The sequence below is a fragment of the Anabaena sp. EIM26 genome, from assembly GCF_057568715.1.
In genome coordinates, this window is the sequence record NZ_JBWNLG010000005.1 from 19,659 (window position 1) to 44,334 (window position 24,676).

Here is a 24,676-nt window from a genome sequence, read left to right on the forward strand (position 1 = left end):
CACTAGTAAGACTTAGAGAACCTAAAATCGTTTGTTTTCGAGTTAAAAAACTCGGTAAAGAATTCTATCCCGATCTACCCACACTACGATTCACTTCCTTTGTTTTTTTGCCAATCTTCCAATGCACCCATGACAAAACTAGCAGCAGGGTGGCTGAGAAATTGCTCGAATGCTTTAACACTACCTACCTTCAACGCACTGAGTATCCGTGCTGTTAAATTAGGGTTGTTTTCAATTCGTGCGATCGCCTCAGTAGCCAATACCATTTTACCCGTAGTCGTATCAGTAGGATAGGTTTTATCTAACTGCTCAAGTAATGCCTGAATCTCTGCGGCAGCTTCGGCAAGGTTTTGTTTTTGTTCTGGGTTATTGTAGTAATCTCCTTCAACGTAAGTACCTTGATCATTGACGTGGGTTTCACGATAATCCCTGTCCGCTTTAATATTGCGATCGTTGCTCACTTGACTAACTCCGTTTACATGAACGTTAGGACTTTTTAAAGCCGTATTTACCATACTTCCTAAACTAGCAATTGCAATTCTATTATTTTTTTGGATCTTCTGGGTTATTGTCCCAATCTCCTTCAACGTAAGTACCTTGATCATTGACGTGGGTTTCACGATAATCCCTGTCCGCTTTAATATTGCGATCGTTGCTCACTTTATTAATTCCGTCTATATGAACGTTAGGATTTTTTAAAGCCGTGTTTACCATATTTTCTAAACTAGCAATTCTATTATTTTTTTGGAAGCCAGCAAAGGCACCGGCAAAATTGGACACGCTGCAAATAATAAGCCATCTATCGTGAATTGTGAGCCAGTCGAGATTCGCAGTAGAAATTGGTTGGGAAACTTCTACAGGTTTTACCTGGTAAGAAGTATCTAATGCTTGCTCATTTTCCTTAGAAGTAATAGGAATTATTACATCACAGGATTTTCCCTCAAAACTATACGTCACTTTAATTTCAGTAAAGTCAGATGAAGCAACACCTTCAGGAATATCCATTACATACTGACTATGAGATCCCTCAATAAAAGCACTTTTGTCACCAAAAATAGCTTCAACTCTCTGAACTATTTGGTCTGGATAATCTCTTAAACTACTAAAAGGTATCTTTCCATTCAAACTATGATCACTCTTATATGGCTCTACCATATCTACTAAAACTCTTTGATCACCTGGTATCTTTCCTGGATTAAAAATCTCCGTAACAGGATTTTGAGACAATTGGAGCGACTCAGCAGTGGAATCATCATCATTAATGAAATTAGGAGAAAAATTGCTTAGAAATTTTGATGGATTCTCAGATACAAGTACTAGGTTTGAAGTTACACCATCAGGGGTATGTATACACATACTTTCTATCTGCTGCGGAGTCCAAACTTGTTTCTGATACCCAAAGTTTGGATCAATTCCTTTGAAATATTGCACTTCTCCATGTTCATCAACTACAACCTCAGTGAGGTTAATACCGTGAAAGCCATGATTAGGATAAAAATGTGAATCCAGATAATATGGGTCGCCAACAATCGTGACTTCATGATGCTTAGTAAGCGCTTCTTTAATATCCTGAAGTTTATAGTTATACCACTGGGATGGAGTATCCAAGTCTTTAAGAACATCACAGACAGCATAATGCCAATTCGTCTGCCCATTCTCGTCCATATTCTCTTTTAACGCTTTGAGGTATTTCTCCTGAAAAATGGGATTATCAGAGAAAGAATTTCCTATATTTGGATGATTCATCTGAACCTTGTTTTCTAACACTTCTAGAGCGCAGGTTGAACCATCTTGCGGATCGGCAATCGATTCTATCAATGTACCTTGCAAGTCAAATTGCTCATTTATTTTCTCTACTTCATTCTCAATATGATCAGGATTTACTTGGTTTGTCTGTTCAATCAATCCATCTAAGTAAATACCATATTGAACACTATAGTCCCAACTTTGTTCATTGCTTATTTGTGTACCATTGGTAAAGTCAGGGAAATAATTATCCGAATCTAAGTCAACACCATATTGAACACTATCATCCCAGTTATCGCTAAGAGAGTGCAATGACTGATCTCCATAAACATCCTCCCTAGTATATAAATCATATTCTGGGTGATCGAGATCGCCTGAAATCAGTGAAGATAAATCAGTGCAATTATCTGATAACTGGTCAGGCTCACCTAATATTCCATCTGAATATTCATCAGGTTGACCAAAAATAGAAACTATATTCTCCAAATTCTCTAAATAAGGATCGTTCATGGTAAAAAGACTCCATATCAAAAATTCTGGGTTCAGTTGGAGGTAAAAAAGATTGGAAATGGTTGTGTATCCATGACCGTATGCGAGAATGTACAAGAATTTAACTCCAACGGCATGGGCGATTATCGTTATCGAGAGTCAGAATGTACTTGGTATAAATTTTGTCTCCTCAAAACTTTTCAAACATCCTCTAAACTCCAGTTACAAAATACAGATTATTAATAATAGTTAATATTATACACCATGATAATCGTGTTTTTTTCGCTACTATGAAGTAGTATTCGAGACTCAGATTTTGTATAACTCCCTTGGAGCAACATTCTAGCAATCAAATTGATAAGCATATGGAACTAGGATATTTGGTGTCTCCTGTTGGTATTGCAGTAAGTAGTGTCATAGGAAAAATTATTGACTACAATTACACACAACCCCAAGCACATCGCCTTCGAAAAGAGGAACTAAAACAGCAATACGAACAGAACATAACTAAATCTTTTATAGATTCTAACAATAAGATATATGAACAACAAATCCTTGAACACTTAAAGTTAAGTTTTTCTATTTCTACAAAAAAAGTTTTTACCGATTTAGCTAGAGAAGATGCAAATAGTCCTTTTTTTGATGGGATAGAAGAAACTTACAATGTTCTAAATGGGTTGCATAAAGAGACAGATTTGCCAATCATTTTAGTATCTCCTTTTTGGGATAATACTAAACCTAAAAACATAAATGACTCAGGAGGGTATGTCGATTTTCGTACCGCTTTTAATCGCTCTTATAGTTGGGACAATCTAGCATCTAAGCAGGATGGTTACTTTAAACGACCTTTATATCAAACAGATCGGGATATAAATTATATCTATAGTTTACTTTCTGATATTCCTACTATCCTAGTACATGGAACAATTCAAGGGGTTCATTCACCTCAACAGTACGTTCAAAGAATTCACCCTCATATTACATCTTGGAATTTATTTCCATATCAAGAGGGTAGTTATACAACCCTAGATTTAAGGTTTTTCCCTTTTGAACTTCCTATCGGAAATGGGAAGAGTCTTGATATTAATATTTCTAGGGAAATGGGTGAATACAGTCTAAATTTGCAAGATACTGTCAGTAAGTATTTAGCAAAAGCCATTGGGTTGTTAAGTTCTTTTTATCATTTGTATCGTTTTGAAACTCGCCCTAATTTACAACAATTTGACCTAGAAAATGAGCAAGAATTAGAATTTTTATCCCTTCAGGTCAGTGAAATTTATGATTTTCTAGCTCAAAATAACCCTAAAAAAGTCAACTATTACGAACTTGAAAAGTCTACAATATCTTTAGAACGTGACCTCCACGAAATAAAACGCAATAAAGCATTAGCTTCAGAACGCAACTCCAAGGTTGATTTAGAAACAACTAAAATTTATTGTTGGTTTGCTGAACGATTAGAAAAAATAGCTAAAACCATTATTGAATTTGAACAGCAGGAATGTATCGCTGATTATAAATCTCTTGTCGATACATTAAAAGAATCAAGAAAAAACCTACTAGATATAGATAATCAATTTAGATTCTTGATTATTGGAGATTTTAACAGTGGAAAGAGTACGATTCTTAATGCTTTTTTTGAACAAAGTTTACTACCTATGGGAGCAACTGCTACTACTGCAATTCCTACTTTTATTAAATATGGTGAACAGGAAGAGGTGATAGTTTACAAAAAAGATAGCAAAGAAGAACGATTGAACTTTGAACAATATAAAAATAAATACACGCTCAACTCAAAAGAAGTAAAAAATCAAATCAAGAATGTATTTAAGTCAGTGGGAGGCTGGCTAAATCCTCTAGACTATGCTGAACTTTATTGTCCGATTGAAGTTTTATCAAGAGGAATAGAATTTATTGATACAGCAGGATTAAATATTACAGAAGAAGAAAATAAAAAAACATTTTCCTACATTCAACAATCTGATGCTATTCTTTTTGTTTTATCGGCAGATAAAGCATTTACTAAGCAAGAAAAAGATTACCTAGAAAGTTTACTTGGAATCAGGCAAGAGATTGAGGATAATGAAAACCAGCCACAATTAACACAAGGTGAAAGCACGTTTTCAAAAAACATAAGTATAAGTACAAAGCCAGTCAGACCAATTTTTTACTTGATTAATAAATGGGAAAATATTGGAAAAGATGAAATAAAAGAAATCCATGAAACTTTTGTCGAAACATTCTGTAATTGTTTAAATATAAATGAAGATGAAGCAGAAAAAATGTGGGGAGATACAGTATTTGATGTTTATGCTAAAACAGCCTTAGAAAATTTAAAGGAAGGGAAATCAATTGACGGAACTGGAGTTAAGGAATTGCAAAAACGACTTGATGATTTTTTGATGAGTAATGAAGTATTAAAAACTAAATTATCACAAGCTGTTCAAATAGCAGAAATCGTTAAATCTCAAATTGCTTCAAAATCCAATTATAGATCAATTTTGCATGAACCCACTGATGTTTCTAATGAAGCAAAGATAAAGCATTTACAAGCCTTACAAGATAATATTTCTGTTCAAGTGGAGATAATTGAGGCTAAATATAATGAAATAGTAAATATATTTGACTGACTCTAAATTTTTTCTCCTATCAATCTATTTTACTATTTTGTACTATATACAATTAAAAGTCCATGCTTTCTAAATATGAAAGTAAATAATTAATCAATCAATAATGAGGTTTACTACCATGCATGATCAAAATACTGCATTTAACTTAGAAGGAACAAAAGTACGTCCTTGGTTTGCTAAAAAACTTGAGGAAATGGCTGAAATAATTGCTCAATCTGAACAAAACGCAACAAAGACAGGAGCATCAGGAGAATTAGCATTATCTGCTTTCATAAAAAATTTAGATAAAGAAATTGAAAGATTAAAAAATGGTAAATTTCGCTTCTTAATTATTGGAGATTTTAATCGTGGGAAGAGTACGATTCTTAATGCTTTTTTTGAACAAAGTTTACTACCTATGGGAATAACTGCTACTACTGCAATTCCTACTTTTATTAAATATGGTGAACAGGAAGAAGTAATAGTTTACAAAAAAGATGGGAAAGAAGAAAGATTGAATTTTGAACAATATAAAAATAAATACACGCTGAACTCAAAAGAGGTAAAAAATCAAATCAAGAATGTATTTAAGTCAGTGGGAGGCTGGTTAAATCCTCTAGACTATGCTGAATTTTATTGTCCGATTGAAGTTTTATTGAGAGGAGTAGAATTTATTGATACAGCAGGATTAAATCATACAGAAGAAGAAAATCAAAAAACATTTTCGTACATTCAGCAATCTCACGCTATTCTTTTTGTTTTAGCCGCAGATCAAGCATTTACTCAGCAAGAAGAAGATTACCTAAAGAGGTTACTGGGAATCAAGAAAGAGATTGAGGATAGTGAAAACCAACCACAATTAACACAAAGTGAAAGCATACCCTCAAAAAACAGAGATATAAAGCAAGTCAGACCAATTTTTTACTTGATTAATAAATGGGAAAATGTTGGAAAAGATGACACAGAAGAAATCCATGAAGAATTTGTTCAAAAATTCTGTGGCTGTTTAGATATAAATGAAGATGAAGCAGCAAAAATGTGGGGAAATACAGTATTTGATGTTTATGCTAAAACAGCCTTAGAAAATTTAAAGCAAGGAAAATCTCTTGACGGTACTGGACTAAAAGAATTTCAAAAAAGACTTAGTGACTTTTTAATTCATGAGCGATTAATAACAGAATTATTGCAAACTGTTGACATCGCAAAAATTGTCGTAATTGAGGTAGCGTCAAAAATTTATGAAAGATTACTTGTACTTGAAGATAATGTAAAAACTTTGGAAGAAAAAATTGAAAAAACTAAGCCTTGTATCGCTCTCATGAAAAAAAATATTCAGATTTTAGAGGAGAATATAACAAACAAAAGAGATTATTGTATTGAAAAAGTAGCAGGAGAATATAAAGGATATTTTTCTGAATTAGTCATTAACTTTGACAAAGATTTTGAAATGCCTTCAGTCTCTGGTCTTAAAGATAACCAGCGTGAAGAATACACCAAATGTTTAGAGAATAAATTAACAGAATATCGGCAAGAAAAGCTGGAGAACTGGCATAAAATCAGCAAAGGTATAGTCTCAGATGCTTCCAATACTTTAAGAGATTCATTTGTCAAAGAAACTAATGACTACAATCAACAAAGAGATAAGATTAGAGAAATTCTTAATAAAGGAAATTTCAATATTGGGAACCAGACAGGGTTATCAATTGGTCAAAATAGTTCATCAGAAAAATTATCATTAAGTACGGTTGGAGGAGGTGCAACAGTAAAAATGATCTTGAGCGCAACTGGTGGGACATTCGGTACAGCAACTGCAGCCGCAGGAACAGTTGTGCTATCAAATATTTACTTCGGCACACATATAGGGCTAATTGGTGCTGGTTTAGCTTTAACTCCTGTAGGATGGGCTTTATTAGGTGCTAGTGTTGTTCTCGGAGGAGGAGGTTTTGCTTGGTGGCAAAGACGCGGAGAAGTTCAAAAGTTTCAGGAAAAAATGCAAGCAGAAGTCAAAGAAGCATTTAAGCAATTACTTGAAAAAGATAAGGTTGAGACTCTTAAAGAGCAAGTGAGAGAATTATTTAGTCCTTGTGAAAATTCAGCTAAATTAATGAGAGAAGACGTTGAATCTCTAGAAAAATCTCTTGATAATCTGTTAGAAAAGAAAAGAACAACTTCAGTTGACACCGAAGCTGAGAAAAAACGTTTGCAAACCTTAGTAGATAACATTTCTACTCAATATAAAACAATAGAAGACAGATATAATAAGATAGCTTTAGATCAATCTCAAAGAAGTTAACCATTTTAATGTACTTACTTTTTTAGGCGTAGTTTGCTAAACTATCTATTCTTTAGCGGACTACACTTTCCCATAATTTCATTATAAATGAAACCTATAAAGTAGTTGCTATCGAATCTAAGTTTCTAAGATTTATTTGTTCCTTGTTTTATTTAAAATCTTATTGTATTCCGACTTTTGTTCAAAATGCAATCCTCTATAACAATTTCAAAATCCCTCAAACACACCTGTCAATTTCTCAACGAAAAAGAACATCAGCAACTGGCAAAAGACGTGGAATTAGTCTGCCAACAATTAGTTAATCCTCACTTTGGAATAGCTGTAGTTGCTCCCTTTAATTTTGGTAAATCTACTCTAATTAATGCCTTATTAGGTAGAGAAATTATGCCAACCAAAATGATTAGAACTACTGGAACAGTGATTAGTGTTAAATATGGAACAAGCTTAACAACTATTATTACCTTAACATCAGGTAAAGTAATTAGAAGTAATGATACGGAAATTCTTAAAGAATTTGCTGTCTTGAATCGTAAAGGAAAACGTAGAGAAGATGTAATTTCTGTAGAAGTTTTATATCCCCATGAATTGCTAAAAAATGGAGTAGAACTTTTTGACTTACCTGGAACTAATGATAGTGAAGAACAAGATAGCTTAGTACGTGATAAATTGTTACAAGTAGATTTAATCATTCAAATACTAAATGCTAGACAACCTTTTACAAAAGGAGAAAAGGAAACACTTGATAAGTGGTTATTGAATAGAGGGATTAAAATGATTATTTTTGTCCTGAATCGGATGAATGAATTAGAAAATAAAAATGATAAAAATGAAGTGTATAATGAGGTTAATTCAACTGTACAGAGTTTCCCATCAGATTTACCTCAAGGTTCAAAAAAACTGTACCGTGTTGATGCACTTCCTGCTATTAAAGCACAGCAAAAACGAAACATTTGGAAAATTATTACAAGTGGTATCATAACCTTTGAATCAGTTTTATTCACTATAATCTCTATTCAAATAAAAAAAAGTAATCAAACTAGATTAGTTCGGGTGATTGCTATAGCAAGTCAAGTTAAGCCTATTTTAGAAAACAAAGCAAATAATTTAATTAAGGAACTTACAGATGATGAATATATCAGAAATATTGCTATTGAAAAAGGAAAGCAGAGAGAATCATATCTGAGGGGAGAATTCAATAGGAGAGTAGAGGCTTATCGAAATTGGTTATCATTAAATAACCTTTTAGGTAGTTATCAAGATAGGGCAGCACAAGCTTTAGAAACAGGGGTGTTTAATAATTGGCAAGATAGTAAATTTCAAGCAACTATTATTAGTTATATTCGATCAATTGAAGAGTGGGCTAATTATTCTTGTGAAGAGTTTTATGCAGACAGACCTAGCAAAATAAACTTATCATTACCTAGTTGCCCTTATATATCCCTACCTCAGCGTCAAGAAAGGAATGTTAGTCAACGTATTGGTGATATTTTCAATGGTGGGGAAAATAGAAAAAGATTAGATGAAGAATATGAAAGAAAAAAATGGCAAGCTTATAAAAGTGCTGCTTACAACTATTTATATGAATTCAGTAAAGAAACTCTAGCATATCTCAATCAATATGAAAAAAATGTTGAATCATTAATAGTTTTCCCCATTCCACCAGAATCATCTACAGTTATGCAAAAACGTTATTATTTAAACGATTTAAATTCTTCCCTAAATGCAATTAAAAGTATAGAATCCTTTACAATCAAAACTAACACATATATATTCAATTGGTTAGAACAATTTATTTTTTTTCTCTTATTTTGTAAAAATTGTCTCTACCTTTTATTTAGGGCTTGCTGAATAAACATAAAACCGAGACAAATCAATGATTTGATGAGGATAGAAAGTGAAAAAGGTGTAAGAAGAGGTGAAATGAGCAATCGAACGAAAAGTTACGCTAAGGCTGTAACCCATACTGGATAAGCATTCTGTCAATCAATATTTTTGCCAATTCTCAACGAACCAATTAACCCAAAGATTATTTGGTACAACAATTTCATACGGCACAGCAGTGGTTTGAGGCTCCTAAATTTCAGAGACTTCAATTGGTACAGGTTTCTCGTAGGTAAAGAGGATGTTACAAACAGGTCATCAAATCCTTAGCGTAAGTTTCGGAATGGATGCTCATTTCACTCCTCTACTTTGTCGATATTTGAGATTGACATAATTTACGTTTTCTTTACTGCCGTACCGATAAGCCTTAAAGAACGGTAAACCGTATGTTTTCTAGTTAAAAAACTCGGTAAAGAATTCAAAGTTAATCTATCAAATTTTCAAATGAGTTTTTTAACAAACCTCTGTCAATACTGAAGACTCAGTTCTGGCAAAGCGTTGAGTCTATTTGCAAATAATCCTGGTCGAAACGGATGATTGCAGGTTGGTTGCAATTAATTCTGGTTCAAAAGAAATTATAGTTGCATTTAATCCTGGTTTGTAAATGCCTTGATTGCAGGTTTAGGGATTTATAATTGCAGTAAGCGATCGCCCTTAGTAGAAAAAATTTCCCCTAAGAAAAAGTTTCGTGCGTATTTTGGGAATTATAAAAATAGCATTTACCAAAGAAAGCCATGTTTAAAGGATTTGGGCGGAAAAAACCCATCGTTGAGGATAATGAACTATTTACAGGCATCGTTCAGCACCCAGTTACACAACTTTGGCAGACATGGATTAGCTTTACTGGTAATGACATCCAATCCAGTGCATCACAGCCCACAATAACCAAGATGATGCTGATAAGATAGCCAGAGCGATCGCTAATGCTTGGACCGAAAGAAAATATAAAACTGGTGAAGAAACCACAGCTTTTATTAAGTCTTTGCCCACTGATGCCCCAGTAGATTCATTACCCCAAGATATTGTGATGCAACTGAGTAAGCAGGTGTTCAAGTCAAGAAAATAATTTGAGTAAGTTAGCGACGTTTGCGACTGACTACGCTATTTTTCCCTTAAGAATTTGGTAGAAGCGATGCCTTCGACGAGCGCAGCGATCGCTCCTCCTAAATTCTTGAGGGAAAAAACTGGCATGGCGATCGCTCAAAGTTAACTCTATTATTCTGGACTATTCCAAGCTTGTATTGCCTCAATTGCAATACCAACAGGTGGAAGTAATACTTTTACAGTTTCAATATAAGCAGCTTTTCCTGCTGCTTCTAACCTTTGTTGTAAGCTAGGTGTATTTTTAATAGCTACTTCAATGGTTTTGTAGTTATTAAGTTGCGGTTGACGTTCCTTTGCAGCATTTACTGCTTGCCTTGCGTCAGTGATAGAAGGGTTATTTTGCTCAAAATAATTCAGTAAATCAGTTATTTCTTTAGCTATCTCTGTTAAATTTTTCTTTTGCTCAGGATTATTATAGTAATCACCTTCAACATAAGTGGCATTATCTTTAACAGTTGCTTCTCGGTAGTCTCCACTACCCATCTGAATTATGCGTTCACTTGTCATAATTTCACATCTATGTACTCACTGGTATTATAGCAATATTCATTTGGAGAATAAAAATGATACTAGAGGATTTTTTTCAAAGATTTGTAAAAAAGATTATGTATAAGTTATAGCTCAAAGTAAGATATAGCAATACATTACTAAGTTAGTACATTTTTGTTAAAACTTATACAACCCCTTATGGTAAAAACGTTGTTTTTCTAGACTATTTAAATCTGGGTCTACCGATCCCTTTATGCAAAATCCGGTTTAAAATCCTTGCAAGCCTTGTCCTGTAAGGGTTTTATTCGGAATAATGGCACAAAATCCTATAAACCTTGCCCTGTAAAGGTTTCACCATAATAAATGGTTAATTACCATAAGGGGATCAGTAGAACCTTAAACCTTTATGATAATCAATTGTTAAAAGCTGAGGTAAGATATGGAAAGTGAACGCATAATTCAGATGGGTAGTGGAGACTACCGAGAAGCAACTGTTAAAGATAATGCCACTTATGTTGAAGGGAATCTAAATATACAAACAACACAGAATTTTGAAGAAATAAGTCTTAAATATTTAGAGTCACAGTTTCAATATACAAGCATAATAAATAGTCGATTATTAGATTTTCTTAAACACAAAAGACTATTAGTTTTAGGTGGAGAATTAGAGACTAGCAAAAATGAATTGGCTTTAGATTTAGCTTTACTTCTCGCTAAAGATATTGATAAAAATATCACTATTCTACAGTGGAGACGCAGCTTAAATCAAAGTCTTGTAGATATTAATCTGGAACTCCAAAAAAGGGAGTCCCCTGCCATATTTATTTTAACGGATATTACTCCTCAAGATATTGGTTCTAATTGGCTGAATCAATTGAATAAAGGTAACTCATTAGGTCAACATTACATTATAGCTACTACAGATGTAAGTTTTTCTAGCTGGAATTTAGGAGAAAATGGAAGGTATTTTTTCCCTGAGCTAAAACCAGAAAATATTTATGATACTGAAGCTTTAATATCTGAGTTTGACAATCAACTGAACAGGTATGAATTAGAAAGAGAATTAAAACTTTGTTTAAAACAAGAGCAGTATCAACAACAGAAAAGGTTATTAGTTAGTAATTTAAAAACACCAAGAAATTTACTACGGTTTATAGAACTATTTCGTAAGGAAGTTGAGCGAGTTGGTCAGTTATCAGAAGAACAGAATCAAGATACGCTCAAGCTAATTAACATAAAGGAACTAATTAAAACTGTCAAAGGGGATGAAGAATTTATTCGAAAGTTATACTATGATATTTTAAGTTCTCGTGAACAGCTTTTGGCAATAGGAATAAGCTTTTTTAATGGTCTTTTTGAGGATCAACTCTTTGCTGCTTTAGATCAAGTAGTACGAGAGGTTTGGCAAAAACGAGATCCATCTCTACGAGCGCTAGACTATGGTGATTTAGAAAAATTGCAGGACAATTATTTTAAGTATTTTCCTAATAATTTATATCGAACTCCGTCTGTTAATTTTAAAGTTGTTAAAAAAGAATCGTATCAAGTTGACATCCGTTCTGTTAATATTATATCCCGTGAAAATCGTATAATATTGTTTAAAATTGCTTGGGAAAAACAAAGAAGACAAATCATAGCTGCATTGGATGTCTTGGTCAATATTATAATAAATTCGGTAGATAGAAAAAGTTTTTATAGTCAAAATGAATGGGAATTATATGGAGATGCAATACGAGTTCAGCAATTACACAATGTTATTAGTGAAACAATTAGTGATATTGGTTTAATTTCTCCAAGTGCAGAGACTTCAGTTAGAGGTGCTTTAATAACTTTAGCTGCACAAAAAAAACTTGAATTACAGGATATCGCAGCAAGAGCGATCGCTAGATGGTATGAGTATGACAGTTCTGAGGAAAAATTATTCAGAACACTACAAGATTTATATAGCAGAACTCGACACAGAGAAGTTCAAATAGAAATTAATCAAGAAAATAGCAACAAAATCTTCAAGAAAAGGAGAAAAGCTGACAGGATAAGCAAAAAAAAAGATAATAAAAGTTCAGAGAAAGAAAGTGTAGAGCAAGAAAATAGTAACAATTCTATTCGTTTCTTTAAAAAGATACGAGATTGGTTTTCGCAATCATCTTTTAACGAGGAAACTGAAACAAGTGAATATAAATCTCAAAAAGATTACTATATAGGAAATATCAAGATGGAATTACTTGACCTAGTAGAAATCTTTGAGTTAACAATATTTTCAGATTGTCGGTATGCTTCATCCAGAATTATGTTTGACATTGGGTTTTGGCGTAATTTATTGAAATGGAAAGAGCAAGTTAGAGAAGAAACAACAGAAGAATTTACCGAAGATTGTATAGGAGCAACAATAGCTCTGACAGTCAGTTATGCAGCCATATACGATTATAATCGGTATCCTTCTATTTCTAATAATTTTGATGATTGGATAAAGGAATTCTCCCAAAGCAGACTTCCTCTAGTTCACCTTTATTTTGGTTATTATACACTTTTTAATATTGTTTCATTGCATTTTAGAAGATCACAAGACTTGTTAAAAACAATTGCACAAAAACCAGAATATTGTTTACATCACGCTGTTGCTTTAAGTTTAGCTCATGCTTATGTTAAAAATAGTAACGAGGTTCAATCTTTATTATCTTCATGGTATAAAGAATCTATTAACAAAGCATCTAAATTGGAAAAACAGATTACTCAACGTGATGCTTTATTAAAAACTGTAGTATTAAGCTATGGATTACTTGAATATAATCAAGAATCAAAATTAAAAGTCAATGATGGTTTAAAATATCTAGCAGAAATTCTTCAACAAGAAGAAAATCCTTTTGTGCGTGAAGCTACTATCTCAGCAATTTTAAATTTGACCTTTCGCTATTTCGATAAAGTTGAATCTCAACTACAAAAATTAGTAACTAATTTTGACAATAATGATGTTAATAAATTAATTAATATCTTAACGGAAATATACCTTAGAGATTGAGCTAATCAAAAAGGAAATACAGGAGAAGTTGAAATTGAAAAAATTGACATTAAAGGACGTAGTTATCAAATTTGGAAATCTCCCGATAAACGACCTCTAACCTCTATAGAGAAGATAATGAATGAATGGGTAAAAAATGAAAATGCAGCAGCACAGCAGATAGCAATAAGAGCATTAATTTCTTTTGCTAATGCAATAGACATAATTGAATAATCTTTATTTATTTAGGAGAGAATTTTTTATGAATATTTCAGAACAAAGTAATAATAAATCCTGGAAAAGTTCTATTACTGATCAACTGATTGCTTTGCTTGTTACCTGGAATCAAAAAAACAAGAAAACATACTACCGAAACATTATTTGTGGAGCGTTACCCGAAGCTTTAAAGCAAAATAAAACAAATCAGGATGCTCTTGATTTCGTAGTAAAACGATGGTTGCAAAATACTTCAGATACAGAGATTAAACAAATTTCAAAATTATTAAAACGAGCAATCAAAATAGCTGAAAATGGCTGGTTAATTACCTTTGGAGTTGGTTTTGTACTAATTATTACAGGAACAGGGTTGATAGGATTAATAAATAACCAACAGGGAACTACTGTCATACAATCTATTTCATTAGGAAAAAAAGTTCCAGATTGTTTACAAGAAAAAGATTGTATTCTTGTAGCTGATTTAGCCGATGTAACCGATCAAATTTCTCCTGATTTTGATACAGGTAAGCTAACAGTAAAATTTACAGCAAATCCTACTTCTTTTGACAATCTTAGTATTCGTAATCAAGATCCAGAATTAGGTGAAATTAATATTAATGGAATTGTTATTGGTAGCTTTACAGGAGGTACAGAAGGAACTCCTTTAGTAATTACTTTTAATGATAAATCTACACGAGAAATTGTACAGGATGTAGTCCGTAATATTACTTATAAAAATATCTCTGAAAATCCTATAATTGGCACTCGCACAGTAGAGTTTCAACTTACTGATGGTGATGGTGGTATCAGTCAACCTTTTACCACCAATATTAATATTATTCCTACCCAAAACGATATCTCTATCATTGTTCCCACTGCTCAAACTGTTCAAGAAAATGAAGAGTTAGCTATCACTTCTATTAATATTAATGCTCCTGAAAATCAAAAAATTACAGTTAATCTCCAAGTTAATAATGGTACAGTTAAAGTTAAATCTGATGTACCTGGTGGATTAACTGTTCAAGAAATAACTAATAATCAGACTAAAAACGTAATACTTAAAGGTACTACTGCAAAAATCAATACGACTTTAGCTAATTCTAATGGTATTACCTATCAAGGTAATCAAAACTCTAGTGGTGACGATTCTCTTAACATTACTGCCAAGATCAATAATGAAACGAAAGGATTAATCTGGCCACCCAATGCTCAAAATACTACTTCTATTAGCAAAAATGTCAGTATAACAGTTCAACCTCTCAATCCTCCTTCTGTCATTACTGTTCCTAGTAATTCTCAAATAATTAACCAAAATACTGACCTATCTATTACGGGAATTAGTGTTAGTGATCCTAATAACAAAAATGTTACTCTAATTCTAGAAGTTTTAAAAGATAAACTCACAGTGAAAACCGATGTTAATGAAGGTTTACCTTCGGAAGTTATTACAGATAATGGCACTCAAAAAGTTACTTTGAAGGGAAATATAAATCTAATAAATAATACCCTTGCATCTCCTAATGGAGTCATTTATAGAAGTAAAGAAATTGGCAAAGATTCTCTTAGGATTATTGTTGACGATGGTAAGACTAAAGTTGATAAAATAGTTAGTATTATTGTCAATGATAATCCTGCCATAACAGTTCCAGAATATGTAATTATCAATAATGGAGAGAAAATTACTAAGAAAAAAATTCTTAGTTCAATAAATGAATATTTAAAAGCTAAACCAAGAATTTTTGGGCCATATTACGATTCAAAACTTGCAGATCAGATAACAACTGGCGAATTTTATAGGAATATAACTAAGCCAAATGGTAGAATTGATACGAACCAAAAAGATAACATTTATTATCAATATGGAGAACAAAGTTTTATACCTCTTAGTCATTTTGTTGCTGTAGATAATCAGGTACAAATTGATGTCAAAATATATGAACAAGTTTATCGATACAAAAACTATATTTTTGAGAGGGATGAGACCTATTCTAAAGATTACAGATTTACCTTGATTAGAGAAAATAATATTTGGAAAATTTCTGAAATTCCTTGTGAAACATCTAATAGAAAGTGCATTAAGCTGGATTAAGAAAAATTTTGTTGTCAATGTTTAACATTGATATTTATTCAAGAAAAAAATGGCATTTTCTAAAAATCTATTTTACAAATTGCGTTTCACACTTCTCATAATCCTTATCACTACAGGGATTGTGCTAAATGTTTATGCTGGAATCAAGTTATTTAGTCCAAAAATATCCATTCCAACACAAACTAACTCTCCACAACAAACCACTAATCCTAATCTTACTGCATCCGTTAATGTACCACCGATTACAACAACTACGCCATTAGGCAAACCTAAGTTTGGACATTTTCCTTACCCAGAAGGGAATGCTGAAAAATTAATGACGATTGCCAGCTATGCTATAGGAGAAGAATATCAAAGATTTGAAAAACTAGCTCCTGAAGCTGCTTTTGCACTGATGAAACTTATCTACGCTGCAAGAGATGATGGAGCTTGGATTGTTCCCGTATCAGGTTTTCGGACTCAAGATTACCAAGCAAAGCTTTTTCAAAAACAAATTGAAAAACGAGGTTCACCAGAAGCAGCAGCTAAACTAAGCGCACCACCTGGTTATAGTGAACATCATACAGGCTATGCAATTGACTTAACAGACGGCAATTTTGCTAAACAAAAAATACAGGACATAACTTATGAATTTGCTAATAGTCAAGCCTTTAAATGGTTAACTGAACACGCTCAAGAATTTGGTTTTGAACTATCATTTCCTGAAAATAATCCTCAAGGAGTAAGTTATGAATCTTGGCATTGGCGTTTTGTAGGTTCTCCTAATGCTATGAAAATTTTTGCTGAAGCTAAAAATATGAAGGATTTAAAAGATCCCATCTAGCTGTAACAAACTGCAACCATAAACCACAACGATAGTTTGATAAACAGTGGTGATATTCCATGATGGAGAGCGATTTTTTTCGGGGGAGATGGGCAAGAAATAACCAAGGGGTTTAAAAATTAATCATCCCAAAGCCCTTGAAATTTGGTAGATGCAAGTTCGGTGTAACGAACAGTATGCTGAATATTTTTATGCCCCAAATAACTCTGAATTGTTCGGGTATCAATGCCTCGATTCGCCAGATAATAACCTGTTCCATGCCGCAGCATATGAGCATGAACAGGGAAAGGCAAACCAGCTAATTTACCAGCCCGCTCAACAATGCCGGCGATCGTATCATGTGCCAACGGGCCAAGTCGAGAAGACTGGAAAATATAGGGACTAGCAGGATAATCTCGTTGCAGATGACGGAGAGAGCGAATCTCCAAACCCGAAAGGGGTTGAACCGATGGTGTCCCTTTTTTGACTCGCTTTACGTAAATTGTCCCACCATTCCAATCTATTTGCTCCCAGCGCAACGATGCCACCTCTGCCACTCGCAATCCGTGACGGTAGATCAACAGAATTAGGGTTGAATCTCGGTGAGCATGGCGACCCTTCGACTTTTTGATAGCTGACCGCATCGCCTCAACTTCTTCTGGTAACAAATGCTCCCTAGTTCTGACCTCGGAATATTTGCGAAAGTTAGGTGATTGACGTTCTTGTTTTTCGGTTTTACCAACTTTCGGTAGTTGGAGGGTTTGTGTTCTCATAACTCAACCCCCTGAAAAACTTAGGGTATATGATCTGATTTTACCAACTTATGCTCCAAAGTTGGGTTTGCACATAGACATAAAAACAAACCAGCATTTTACGGAAAATCATCACTTAAAAGTAATTTAACTTACCTTAATTACTGAGAATTTAAGCAACATGAGGTATTTCTTGGGTTGGCTGGCTATCTACTCTAAAACCAGGATACCATTGCTGGAATTTGTTTTCTAACTCTTCATTGAGAACCAAAATTCTGACCTGGAGCAGAAGATGAACACCTTTAGGAGTCCACCGCATTTGCTGTTTCTTGACAAACCGCTTGCTAATGACTTGATTAACCGTTGATTCTACGAACCCAGTGGCAATAGCTTCACCATTTCGCCAACGTTCTCCATAGTTTGGGATATAAGCCCCATTGTTGGAAATATAGCTCTCAAACTCCCGCACCATTTTAAACAGTTTTTTTAGCTCTATTCGGCTATTACCATCAAAAATCACAAATTCCAGGTCGTCCACAAGGTCTTTTATCAGTTGCAATGCTCTGAACAGGTTTCCATGCCACAAATACCACTTAATCCGTTCTAGCTCTTTGGCTATGTCTGTGTCTAGTTCAGTATCTTTTTTGCTAAGTCCTTTTGCCGTCTGATTCATCACTGTCAGCCGCATGGTGATATGAAACCAATCCAGGATATATTCTGCGTTGGGATTGAGATAAAGCTGTAGTTCGCGTATCTTCTCATCACCATCTGACAGGAAAGTTACTTGTTGATTCATCTGCATTCCCTGAGATTTCAACACCTCAAAGATCCGACGTTGGGGTTTGGTATCGTAAGTATAAACTCCCCCAAACCGCTTGGATGTACCGTCTGCTTTTATACTCTTACCAACGATAACTTCAAAATTACCTTTGGAAAGCGATTTTTTGTCGTATGAACGAACATATCCGCCATCCATTCCCAGTACCAAGGGTAAATCAGGTCGGGGCAATTCTTCCCAATCTCTCGGACAGCCTTCAATGTATCCTCCTTTTTCTTCCCCCAACTCGTCTTCTAAGCGTTGACCAATTGTGTGTAAGTTATTCCGTATCGCTGTAGTGTTTATTTCACCTTCTATTGGTAATACTTCCTGCAATAGTTTCACAGATAGTCCGTAAGACATCAAAGACCCATACTTGGACTCCAGATACAATAAGTAGTTAGACAAAATTAATTACATAGTTTTCTCCAAATTCTCTCAGAATTTGTTCAACGGATGCAACAAAAGTTTTCCAATCTTTGTAAGCATCTATAGGAATCCATTCATACTTAATAAATCGCCACAAAATTTCAATTAAATTCAAATGAGGGGAATAAGTAGGCAATTCAAAAATAGTAATATTGCGCTCTTTCCATTCTTCAATTTTGTCAAAAATAGCATCACTAGTATGAATAGATGCTTGATCTACAACAATAAATGTTGGCTTATTTACTGTAACAAAAAAAGTATCAATACAAGCAATAACTACATCAGAGTTAATGGTTTGATATGAAACATAAGATTTAAGTTCATTTCGTTTATTCATGATTCCTAATACATTTAACCGCCGACTACGACAACTCAAAATATTTAATTGTTCCCCGATATCTTGCCACGCATAAGGGACAGAAGGAATTAGACAAAATCCCGATTCATCTAAATAATATAAATCAATTTCTCCCTTTTTATCCAATAGTTCTAATTCTTCTAATTGCGCCCTTTTTTCTTGATATACTTGAGTTTCAGGCTTTCCTCCTACCGCTCTACGCATTCGATGCCAACTCATTTTTAATCTTTTTAATATTCTTTTAACTGTTTTTTTACTGGTTTGAATTCCCAATTCTTCTTCGATTTTTTGAACAACTTGTTTTAATTGCCTTGGATTGTCTTTTGCTAATTCTTTAATTTTTTGTTCTTGTTCAGCATTGAATTTTGATTTAGCTCCCCTCCCTGATTTATTATATAATCCCACCATGCTTTCTGATTCCCATCTCTCAAACCAATTATAAATAGTTTTGTAACTTACTTGAAAAATTTTTATCAGTTCCTCTATTTTTACTCCTTGATGTGCTAGGATTAGACAATGCGCTCTTTGACGTACTTGATGATGTCGACTTTGACGATAAATCCGCTCTAATAATTTAGCGGATAGAGGGTTTATTTCTCGAATAAATATCATTTTATTAAATATTAGAATACGCTCATTATATCTGAATATTTTATGTTAATTATTTGTGTAATTAATTCTGTCCATGTACTTAGTTCTCTTGAAGTGCGTTCTGGTAGTAAGTTGGCCACTGGGTTAAAGCTACGGGTTGGTTGCTCCTGACACGGGCAGCGAAATAGTCGAGGGCATTGGAGATGTAACTTGCCAAATAATGTGCGGTATACAATTGTACGCTTGTCTTTATGCAACAGTTTCTTGTTACAGTGCAAACATAATTCTTGTTGTTGAGAATACTCTGCTACTTGTTGCTCGACTATGGTGTGTTGGAGATTTTGTAGCAAAGTTTTGGCTTCTGCTAGTTTTAGTCCCAAGTTTTCTGGTTGTAAAGCACCACGCTCAATGAGCATAATTTCTTGGGCAACTTGGGAATCTCCATGATCTGACTCTACAACTATTTGAATTTTGACTTTCACACTATTCCCTGTTCAAATAACATCTCTTTATCGCCAACCGCATATTGCTGTAAACGTTGGTTGACTTTTTGGCGGTCAAAAAGGTCAACCATTAACCATTGCCGTAGTTCGTACATCTCTTCAATATTGCCAGGGATATCACCTTCTTCCATAATTTCACTGCACCGAGAAGCTATATATCTTACCGAGTATTCCTGCTTTTGCGCCATGAACTCCCACGCTCCACCACAGTCTTCTGGAGGACAAGCACGTTTACCACTAATGCATACTGGATAAAAGCAATTTGATTCTGGAGTGAGAATTGCTTCGACCCGAATTTGATGCTGCCAGTTGTCACCGAAGTCATATTCATATAAAAAACGCTCTCGTATTCGCCAGCCAAAATCTGATAATTTGACAACTCTAGGATCGTCAGAAAACCACATTCCCCCAATTTGAGCAATCCCGTAATGCTTACCGTGGATTGCGAAGCGATGTAGGTGGGAATCTGTCCACCCCATTGCTATCTGGATAATGTAGTGCAAATCGGCGATTGTGCTGTCACTGCGGATTTTGACCCTACGCCAAATCATGGGGCTGATGCCCAGGATAAAAATTTTTAGCTGGTAGATGACAAGTTGTTGCTTAGAATCTGACATTGGGTTATCTTACCGTATTCCCAGTGCCATCTCCCCCGAAAAAAATCGCTCTCCATGATCAACTTGTCGGTATTGTCGGGATTTCAGATTCGTAAATTCTTGAGGGAAAATTAAGCGATCGCTATCTTAAACAAGATTTATTGGTTCTACCGATCCCCTTATGGTAATTAACCATTGATTATGGTGAAACCTTTACAGGGCAAGGTTTATAGGATTTTGTGCCATTATTCCGAATAAAACCTTTACAGGGCAAGGCTTTCAAGGATTTTAAACTAGATTTTGCATAAAGGGATCGGTAGACCCGATTTATTTAATTCTTGAGGGAAACTCAGTTTAGAGCTTGAGCTATAGCATCACCTAACTGATTCAATGCCTTTTCCTTAGTGAAATCGGCTGCTGCTCGTGCAGACTCAGCCAGAATTGTATCGGTATTAGGGGTTAGCTTCAGCGCCCCACCCAAGTAACCTAATGACTTAACGTAATAATCAGATAAATTAGTGGATGCCAGCCGTTTTACAGTTTGATGATCACCACTTTGAAAAGCCGTCAAAGCCTTGGTGTGTAGATCAGTTGAGGGAGTTCCCAACACATCAAGAATTGCTGTAACAGCTTGGTTAACTCGTTCTAAGGTTAATTCTGTAGACACTGCTTGCACCATTGTTTTTCTCCTTATTTAAAACCAGACTTTAGTTTGATTTGCTTCTACTTGAGGTAAGTAGAGTTTTTCCCAGTTGCGCTGTAACTGCTCCCTAATAATGCGGGAAACAAAGCCAATGGCGCTATCACGGTCATAGAAAATTCCTATCCGCAATAAAGCCAAGTTTTGCTCTGTCAGCAGAATGTAATTGAGTTGATGTTTAACTAACCCAGATGTAGGTAAAACAATATTTTTCAATGGATTGTCTGGGACTTCTATCAGATGCTGATAATCTGGCAATCCCTCAACTCCCTGATTAAGCATTATTTCCACCCATTGCTCAGATGATAATTCTCTAGCTTGTGCGTCTCGTTTAGCCAAGTCTAGATAATAATCTCTGTTACGCCCAATCCATCCTCTGACGTATTGCGTTACAAGGGTTTTTAATGAATCACCCGAAACATCTCCAAAAGTTGTCATTTTCTCGTCATCTTCTGGAGTTACATAGTAGTAGGTGATAGCGTACTGTTGCGCCATTTGTTCTACCTGTATTTCAATCTTCTATAAATTTACATCACTATTCTATAATTTTGGTATATCCTAAAAAAATACCCCGGTGCGTCCACACCAGGGAATACCCACCGTAGGCATAGCTATAGAACTACAGCAGGTACAACCATTATGAGTGCAGAAGAACAAAAACGCGATTACGTTTTAAATGCGATCGCCTCCTATCCAAGTCAAGCTCAAGCTGCGATCGCTTTGGGGACTAGTCCCAGAGTGGTTTCCCAGTGGAACACGAATAAGGCAACTCCCAGAGAATTAGCTGTTAGAGTTGTGCAGCTGCTGAAAACTTTAAAAGAAGCAGGGATTGAACCACCACCACCAATGACTTTCTAAATTTAACCCTTATAGATTTTAATCATTGCCTCCTCATTCGTAGGGGGCTTTAATTTGATTAGTGAATAGATTATGCAAACTCCTTGCAACTCCACAAGCTTTGTAACAGCTACTTGATGCAAATTTTCAGCATAAATCTAGGCTACTCGATAACGCATAAATGCTTATAGTGCATAAAAATTCACCCCAAATATGCAGGATGAACATTTCTGATAAGCGGGATGCGAATATTTTTCACGCTATATATGCAAATTCTCGATACTGCATTTTATGGAGCAAACAAGAGTTATTTATGAAACCCTGCTAGGTAAAAGGTGCAGTGATACCCATTGGTGGAAAACTAAAAAGCTCATGGCAGATTGTCAGCTACCAACGGATAAACAAGGGTTTGAAGTGTTAATAAATCTTAGGAACGTATCGCCTCGATACTTCTCTAAGTACCACGAAATTAAGGATGAGCTAACAGAATTAGGTAAGCAGATGCTACCCGCTATTGGTGAAGGAATAACAGGGGAACAGTATCTAGGTTTGCTTAACAAACTAGAAATTAACCCCAATCAGTCAACAGTATCTAGATGGTTTAAATCCTGTGGAGGTTTTAAATCTAAAGGTTTTTACAGCAAACAAACTGTTTTACCAATAGTAGCGATCGCACTAATTTATAAGTCAAAAGTTCAATCCAACCAACTATCAAAGGTAGCGTAAACATCATGATCACTACAATAGCTAAACGCATTCAATCAAGGTTATCACGTCAGGGTTTAAAGGTTACATTGGGGGATATCAAAACCCAATGCGAACTGATGATTACTGACATCAAAGCAACCACAGAACAGGACATTTTAGCTGTGAGTCAGCACTTCGTTGATAATGCCACCAAATTAACCATAGTTAATGAAAATGTAGAACCAATCGCCACAGAAGTAGAGGAAACATTAACCAGTGAAGATGTAACTACCAATGAAGACTTAAAAACCACATCTATCCGAAATATAGAAGGTATAGATAGTCAAGAATTAGACCTATTTGCAGATGCTCAAGATACTGAGGTTTTACCCCAATCATCAAATCAACCTACACCCCTAGCCACTGCCACCAAATCAGAATTAGTCAGTTCTACTGCTCAAGGTTTGGGCATAGCTTTGAGTACCCAGGAAGTTGAAACCATAGCCACAAACATCAATACAGCTAGTGAAGATTTAACCGATAGTTTGGATGAAATCAAAGGGGCAATTATCTCGTTTATCAGTTATAAGGCAAGTCTTAACAGTCAAAAAATTGACGATACCTTAACAGAAATTAGTCAAGTTGCTGCTGACAAGTTCAACCAAAATTCTGAACATTTCACCGATGGACTAAGACAGATAAATCAACAAATGCAGCAACAGCGAACTGATTTTAAAAGCAAAGTCAAAGCAACACTTTCAGCCTTTGCAATACCAGCTATCAAAGCCGGATAACACCTTAAAAATCAGGTTTAACCCTGTTACTGTTGCCTCTACTATTTTGGTTTTAATTACCCTAGTATCCGGTTTAGTTCTTTTCGATTCAATACGCTTTAACACCAGGGTAGTTAAACCAAGCCATAGATATTTTATTGACCCTAACTCATACCTGGATGTAACACGATGAACCAGCCAACCAAACTAAAGAACCACGTAACCAAAAAGGGTAAACGCTTAGGACAAGCCTTAAAAACTAAATTTGGAGTCAGCTTAGATGATTTTGAGAAAATAATGAGTGGTGATATTACCACTGCTCAAAAGGTTGGAGAGTTAGCCCGTCAAGGAAGATTTAACAGCGAATTTGCCCCTAAATTTGCACAGGCTTATGTGGAAATTATGCAGGGGACTGAAGCCTATAACCAAGCCATTGCTGACATCTTAACCCAAGCTGGTAAGAGTGGAATAGCTATTGATAAAGCAGTTGGTAGGGTTACTTTAGCTAACACTAAATATGGTCACGAACGCAAAGAACTAGCTCAACAATTCCTGTTTGATAAAAATGCTGAAAATGTCCGGCATGAATATCAACTAAATTATGGACAAATGAAAGGCTATGTTGATGCTCACTTCACAGCAGTAGACCAACAAACAGCTTTATTAGAACAGTCAAATCGTCCAGAAGTAAAACAACTTTCTGCTGATGAACAACGCCAAACCAAGCTAATAAATGAAGCTTTGAGCAGTGGTGATCAGGCTAGATATGACTTGATACCTGAAAAGCATTATAACGGTGGCTTTAAAGCCAAATTATTAGAACTGAAAGCAGCACTCGGTTTTTAAACCGTAATTAAATCAGTGCTGAGTACCGAGTACCGAGTACCGAGTGTGGAGAGAAATCAATAAATGGGGTTAAATAA

21 protein-coding genes and 2 pseudogenes are annotated in these 24,676 nt (G+C 34.8%); 11 read left to right on the forward strand and 12 right to left on the reverse strand.

Annotation, left to right across the window (positions count from 1 at the left end):
* Nucleotides 1–83 precede the first annotated feature (83 nt).
* On the reverse strand, nucleotides 84–461 hold the full coding sequence (locus AC012T_RS28645; RefSeq protein WP_487067759.1) for a hypothetical protein: 378 nt from the start codon (nucleotides 459–461) through the stop codon (nucleotides 84–86).
* An 82-nt stretch (nucleotides 462–543) separates the two neighbouring features.
* Nucleotides 544–2,256, reverse strand: a complete 1,713-nt coding sequence (locus AC012T_RS28650) for a hypothetical protein (protein ID WP_487067761.1) — start codon at nucleotides 2,254–2,256, stop codon at nucleotides 544–546.
* Nucleotides 2,257–2,328: 72 nt separating this feature from the next.
* Between AC012T_RS28650 and AC012T_RS28655 the strand changes: the two genes are divergently transcribed.
* The 4 genes from AC012T_RS28655 (at nucleotide 2,329) to AC012T_RS28670 (ending at nucleotide 8,982) form a co-directional block, all read left to right on the forward strand.
* Nucleotides 2,329–2,478, forward strand: coding sequence for a hypothetical protein (locus AC012T_RS28655; protein WP_487067763.1), 150 nt, complete (start codon nucleotides 2,329–2,331; stop codon nucleotides 2,476–2,478).
* Nucleotides 2,479–2,564: 86 nt separating this feature from the next.
* Nucleotides 2,565–4,862: a dynamin family protein gene (locus tag AC012T_RS28660; RefSeq protein ID WP_487067765.1), complete on the forward strand. Its 2,298-nt coding sequence runs from the start codon at nucleotides 2,565–2,567 to the stop codon at nucleotides 4,860–4,862.
* 118 nt (nucleotides 4,863–4,980) lie between these two features.
* Nucleotides 4,981–7,134 carry a dynamin family protein gene (locus AC012T_RS28665; RefSeq protein WP_487067767.1) on the forward strand — a complete coding sequence of 718 codons (2,154 nt, stop codon included), beginning with the start codon at nucleotides 4,981–4,983 and terminating at the stop codon, nucleotides 7,132–7,134.
* A gap of 186 nt (nucleotides 7,135–7,320) precedes the next feature.
* Entirely contained in the window at nucleotides 7,321–8,982 is a 1,662-nt protein-coding gene (locus AC012T_RS28670) for a dynamin family protein (protein WP_487067676.1), read from the forward strand.
* A gap of 873 nt (nucleotides 8,983–9,855) precedes the next feature.
* Here the strand turns inward: AC012T_RS28670 and AC012T_RS28675 are convergent.
* Both AC012T_RS28675 and AC012T_RS28680 read right to left on the reverse strand, forming a co-directional pair.
* Nucleotides 9,856–10,068, reverse strand: a complete 213-nt coding sequence (locus AC012T_RS28675; RefSeq protein ID WP_487067678.1) for a hypothetical protein — start codon at nucleotides 10,066–10,068, stop codon at nucleotides 9,856–9,858.
* A gap of 162 nt (nucleotides 10,069–10,230) precedes the next feature.
* Nucleotides 10,231–10,626 (reverse strand): hypothetical protein, encoded by a 396-nt coding sequence (locus AC012T_RS28680; protein WP_487067680.1) that lies wholly within the window; start codon nucleotides 10,624–10,626, stop codon nucleotides 10,231–10,233.
* Between the two features lie 421 nt (nucleotides 10,627–11,047).
* Between AC012T_RS28680 and AC012T_RS28685 the strand changes: the two genes are divergently transcribed.
* Nucleotides 11,048–13,624 (forward strand): hypothetical protein, encoded by a 2,577-nt coding sequence (locus AC012T_RS28685; protein ID WP_487067682.1) that lies wholly within the window; start codon nucleotides 11,048–11,050, stop codon nucleotides 13,622–13,624.
* Between the two features lie 65 nt (nucleotides 13,625–13,689).
* Here AC012T_RS28685 and AC012T_RS28690 read toward each other — a convergent pair whose 3' ends face one another.
* Nucleotides 13,690–13,827 carry a hypothetical protein gene (locus tag AC012T_RS28690; RefSeq protein WP_487067684.1) on the reverse strand — a complete coding sequence of 46 codons (138 nt, stop codon included), beginning with the start codon at nucleotides 13,825–13,827 and terminating at the stop codon, nucleotides 13,690–13,692.
* Between the two features lie 38 nt (nucleotides 13,828–13,865).
* Here AC012T_RS28690 and AC012T_RS28695 point away from each other — a divergent pair, with 38 nt between their 5' ends.
* Both AC012T_RS28695 and AC012T_RS28700 read left to right on the forward strand, forming a co-directional pair.
* A complete protein-coding gene (locus AC012T_RS28695; RefSeq protein WP_487067686.1) occupies nucleotides 13,866–15,908 on the forward strand; it encodes an ARC6/PARC6 family protein in 2,043 nt (680 codons plus the stop codon).
* A gap of 121 nt (nucleotides 15,909–16,029) precedes the next feature.
* Nucleotides 16,030–16,731 carry a M15 family metallopeptidase gene (locus AC012T_RS28700; RefSeq protein ID WP_487067688.1) on the forward strand — a complete coding sequence of 234 codons (702 nt, stop codon included), beginning with the start codon at nucleotides 16,030–16,032 and terminating at the stop codon, nucleotides 16,729–16,731.
* Nucleotides 16,732–16,850: 119 nt separating this feature from the next.
* On the opposite strand, the gene AC012T_RS28705 is transcribed toward AC012T_RS28700, so the two are convergent.
* The 7 genes and pseudogenes from AC012T_RS28705 to AC012T_RS28735 form a co-directional block, all read right to left on the reverse strand.
* Nucleotides 16,851–17,483 carry a tyrosine-type recombinase/integrase gene (locus tag AC012T_RS28705; RefSeq protein WP_487067690.1) on the reverse strand — a complete coding sequence of 211 codons (633 nt, stop codon included), beginning with the start codon at nucleotides 17,481–17,483 and terminating at the stop codon, nucleotides 16,851–16,853.
* A 151-nt stretch (nucleotides 17,484–17,634) separates the two neighbouring features.
* A pseudogene (locus AC012T_RS28710) lies at nucleotides 17,635–18,687 on the reverse strand (ISKra4 family transposase); the annotation flags it as partial.
* Nucleotides 18,680–19,678, reverse strand: a complete 999-nt coding sequence (locus AC012T_RS28715) for an IS630 family transposase (protein WP_487059958.1) — start codon at nucleotides 19,676–19,678, stop codon at nucleotides 18,680–18,682. The gene AC012T_RS28715 and the pseudogene AC012T_RS28710, both read right to left, overlap by 8 nt.
* Before the next feature lie 38 nt (nucleotides 19,679–19,716).
* Nucleotides 19,717–20,139, reverse strand: a pseudogene (locus tag AC012T_RS28720) (ISKra4 family transposase); the annotation flags it as partial.
* Nucleotides 20,136–20,777 (reverse strand): plasmid pRiA4b ORF-3 family protein, encoded by a 642-nt coding sequence (locus AC012T_RS28725; protein ID WP_487067692.1) that lies wholly within the window; start codon nucleotides 20,775–20,777, stop codon nucleotides 20,136–20,138. The pseudogene AC012T_RS28720 and the gene AC012T_RS28725, both read right to left, overlap by 4 nt.
* 328 nt (nucleotides 20,778–21,105) lie before the next feature.
* On the reverse strand, nucleotides 21,106–21,435 hold the full coding sequence (locus AC012T_RS28730; protein WP_487067694.1) for a hypothetical protein: 330 nt from the start codon (nucleotides 21,433–21,435) through the stop codon (nucleotides 21,106–21,108).
* Between the two features lie 15 nt (nucleotides 21,436–21,450).
* Nucleotides 21,451–21,951 carry a transposase gene (locus AC012T_RS28735; protein ID WP_487067696.1) on the reverse strand — a complete coding sequence of 167 codons (501 nt, stop codon included), beginning with the start codon at nucleotides 21,949–21,951 and terminating at the stop codon, nucleotides 21,451–21,453.
* Nucleotides 21,952–22,095: 144 nt separating this feature from the next.
* Here AC012T_RS28735 and AC012T_RS28740 point away from each other — a divergent pair, with 144 nt between their 5' ends.
* The 4 genes from AC012T_RS28740 (at nucleotide 22,096) to AC012T_RS28755 (ending at nucleotide 24,599) form a co-directional block, all read left to right on the forward strand.
* Nucleotides 22,096–22,314, forward strand: coding sequence for a helix-turn-helix domain-containing protein (locus AC012T_RS28740; protein WP_323314369.1), 219 nt, complete (start codon nucleotides 22,096–22,098; stop codon nucleotides 22,312–22,314).
* 270 nt (nucleotides 22,315–22,584) lie between these two features.
* The gene (locus tag AC012T_RS28745; RefSeq protein WP_487067698.1) at nucleotides 22,585–23,019 is read left to right on the forward strand and encodes a hypothetical protein; all 435 of its coding nucleotides are present in this window, start codon (nucleotides 22,585–22,587) and stop codon (nucleotides 23,017–23,019) included.
* Between the two features lie 5 nt (nucleotides 23,020–23,024).
* A complete protein-coding gene (locus AC012T_RS28750; protein ID WP_487067700.1) occupies nucleotides 23,025–23,774 on the forward strand; it encodes a hypothetical protein in 750 nt (249 codons plus the stop codon).
* A 168-nt stretch (nucleotides 23,775–23,942) separates the two neighbouring features.
* Nucleotides 23,943–24,599, forward strand: coding sequence for a hypothetical protein (locus AC012T_RS28755; RefSeq protein ID WP_487067702.1), 657 nt, complete (start codon nucleotides 23,943–23,945; stop codon nucleotides 24,597–24,599).
* Nucleotides 24,600–24,676: the final 77 nt, after the last annotated feature.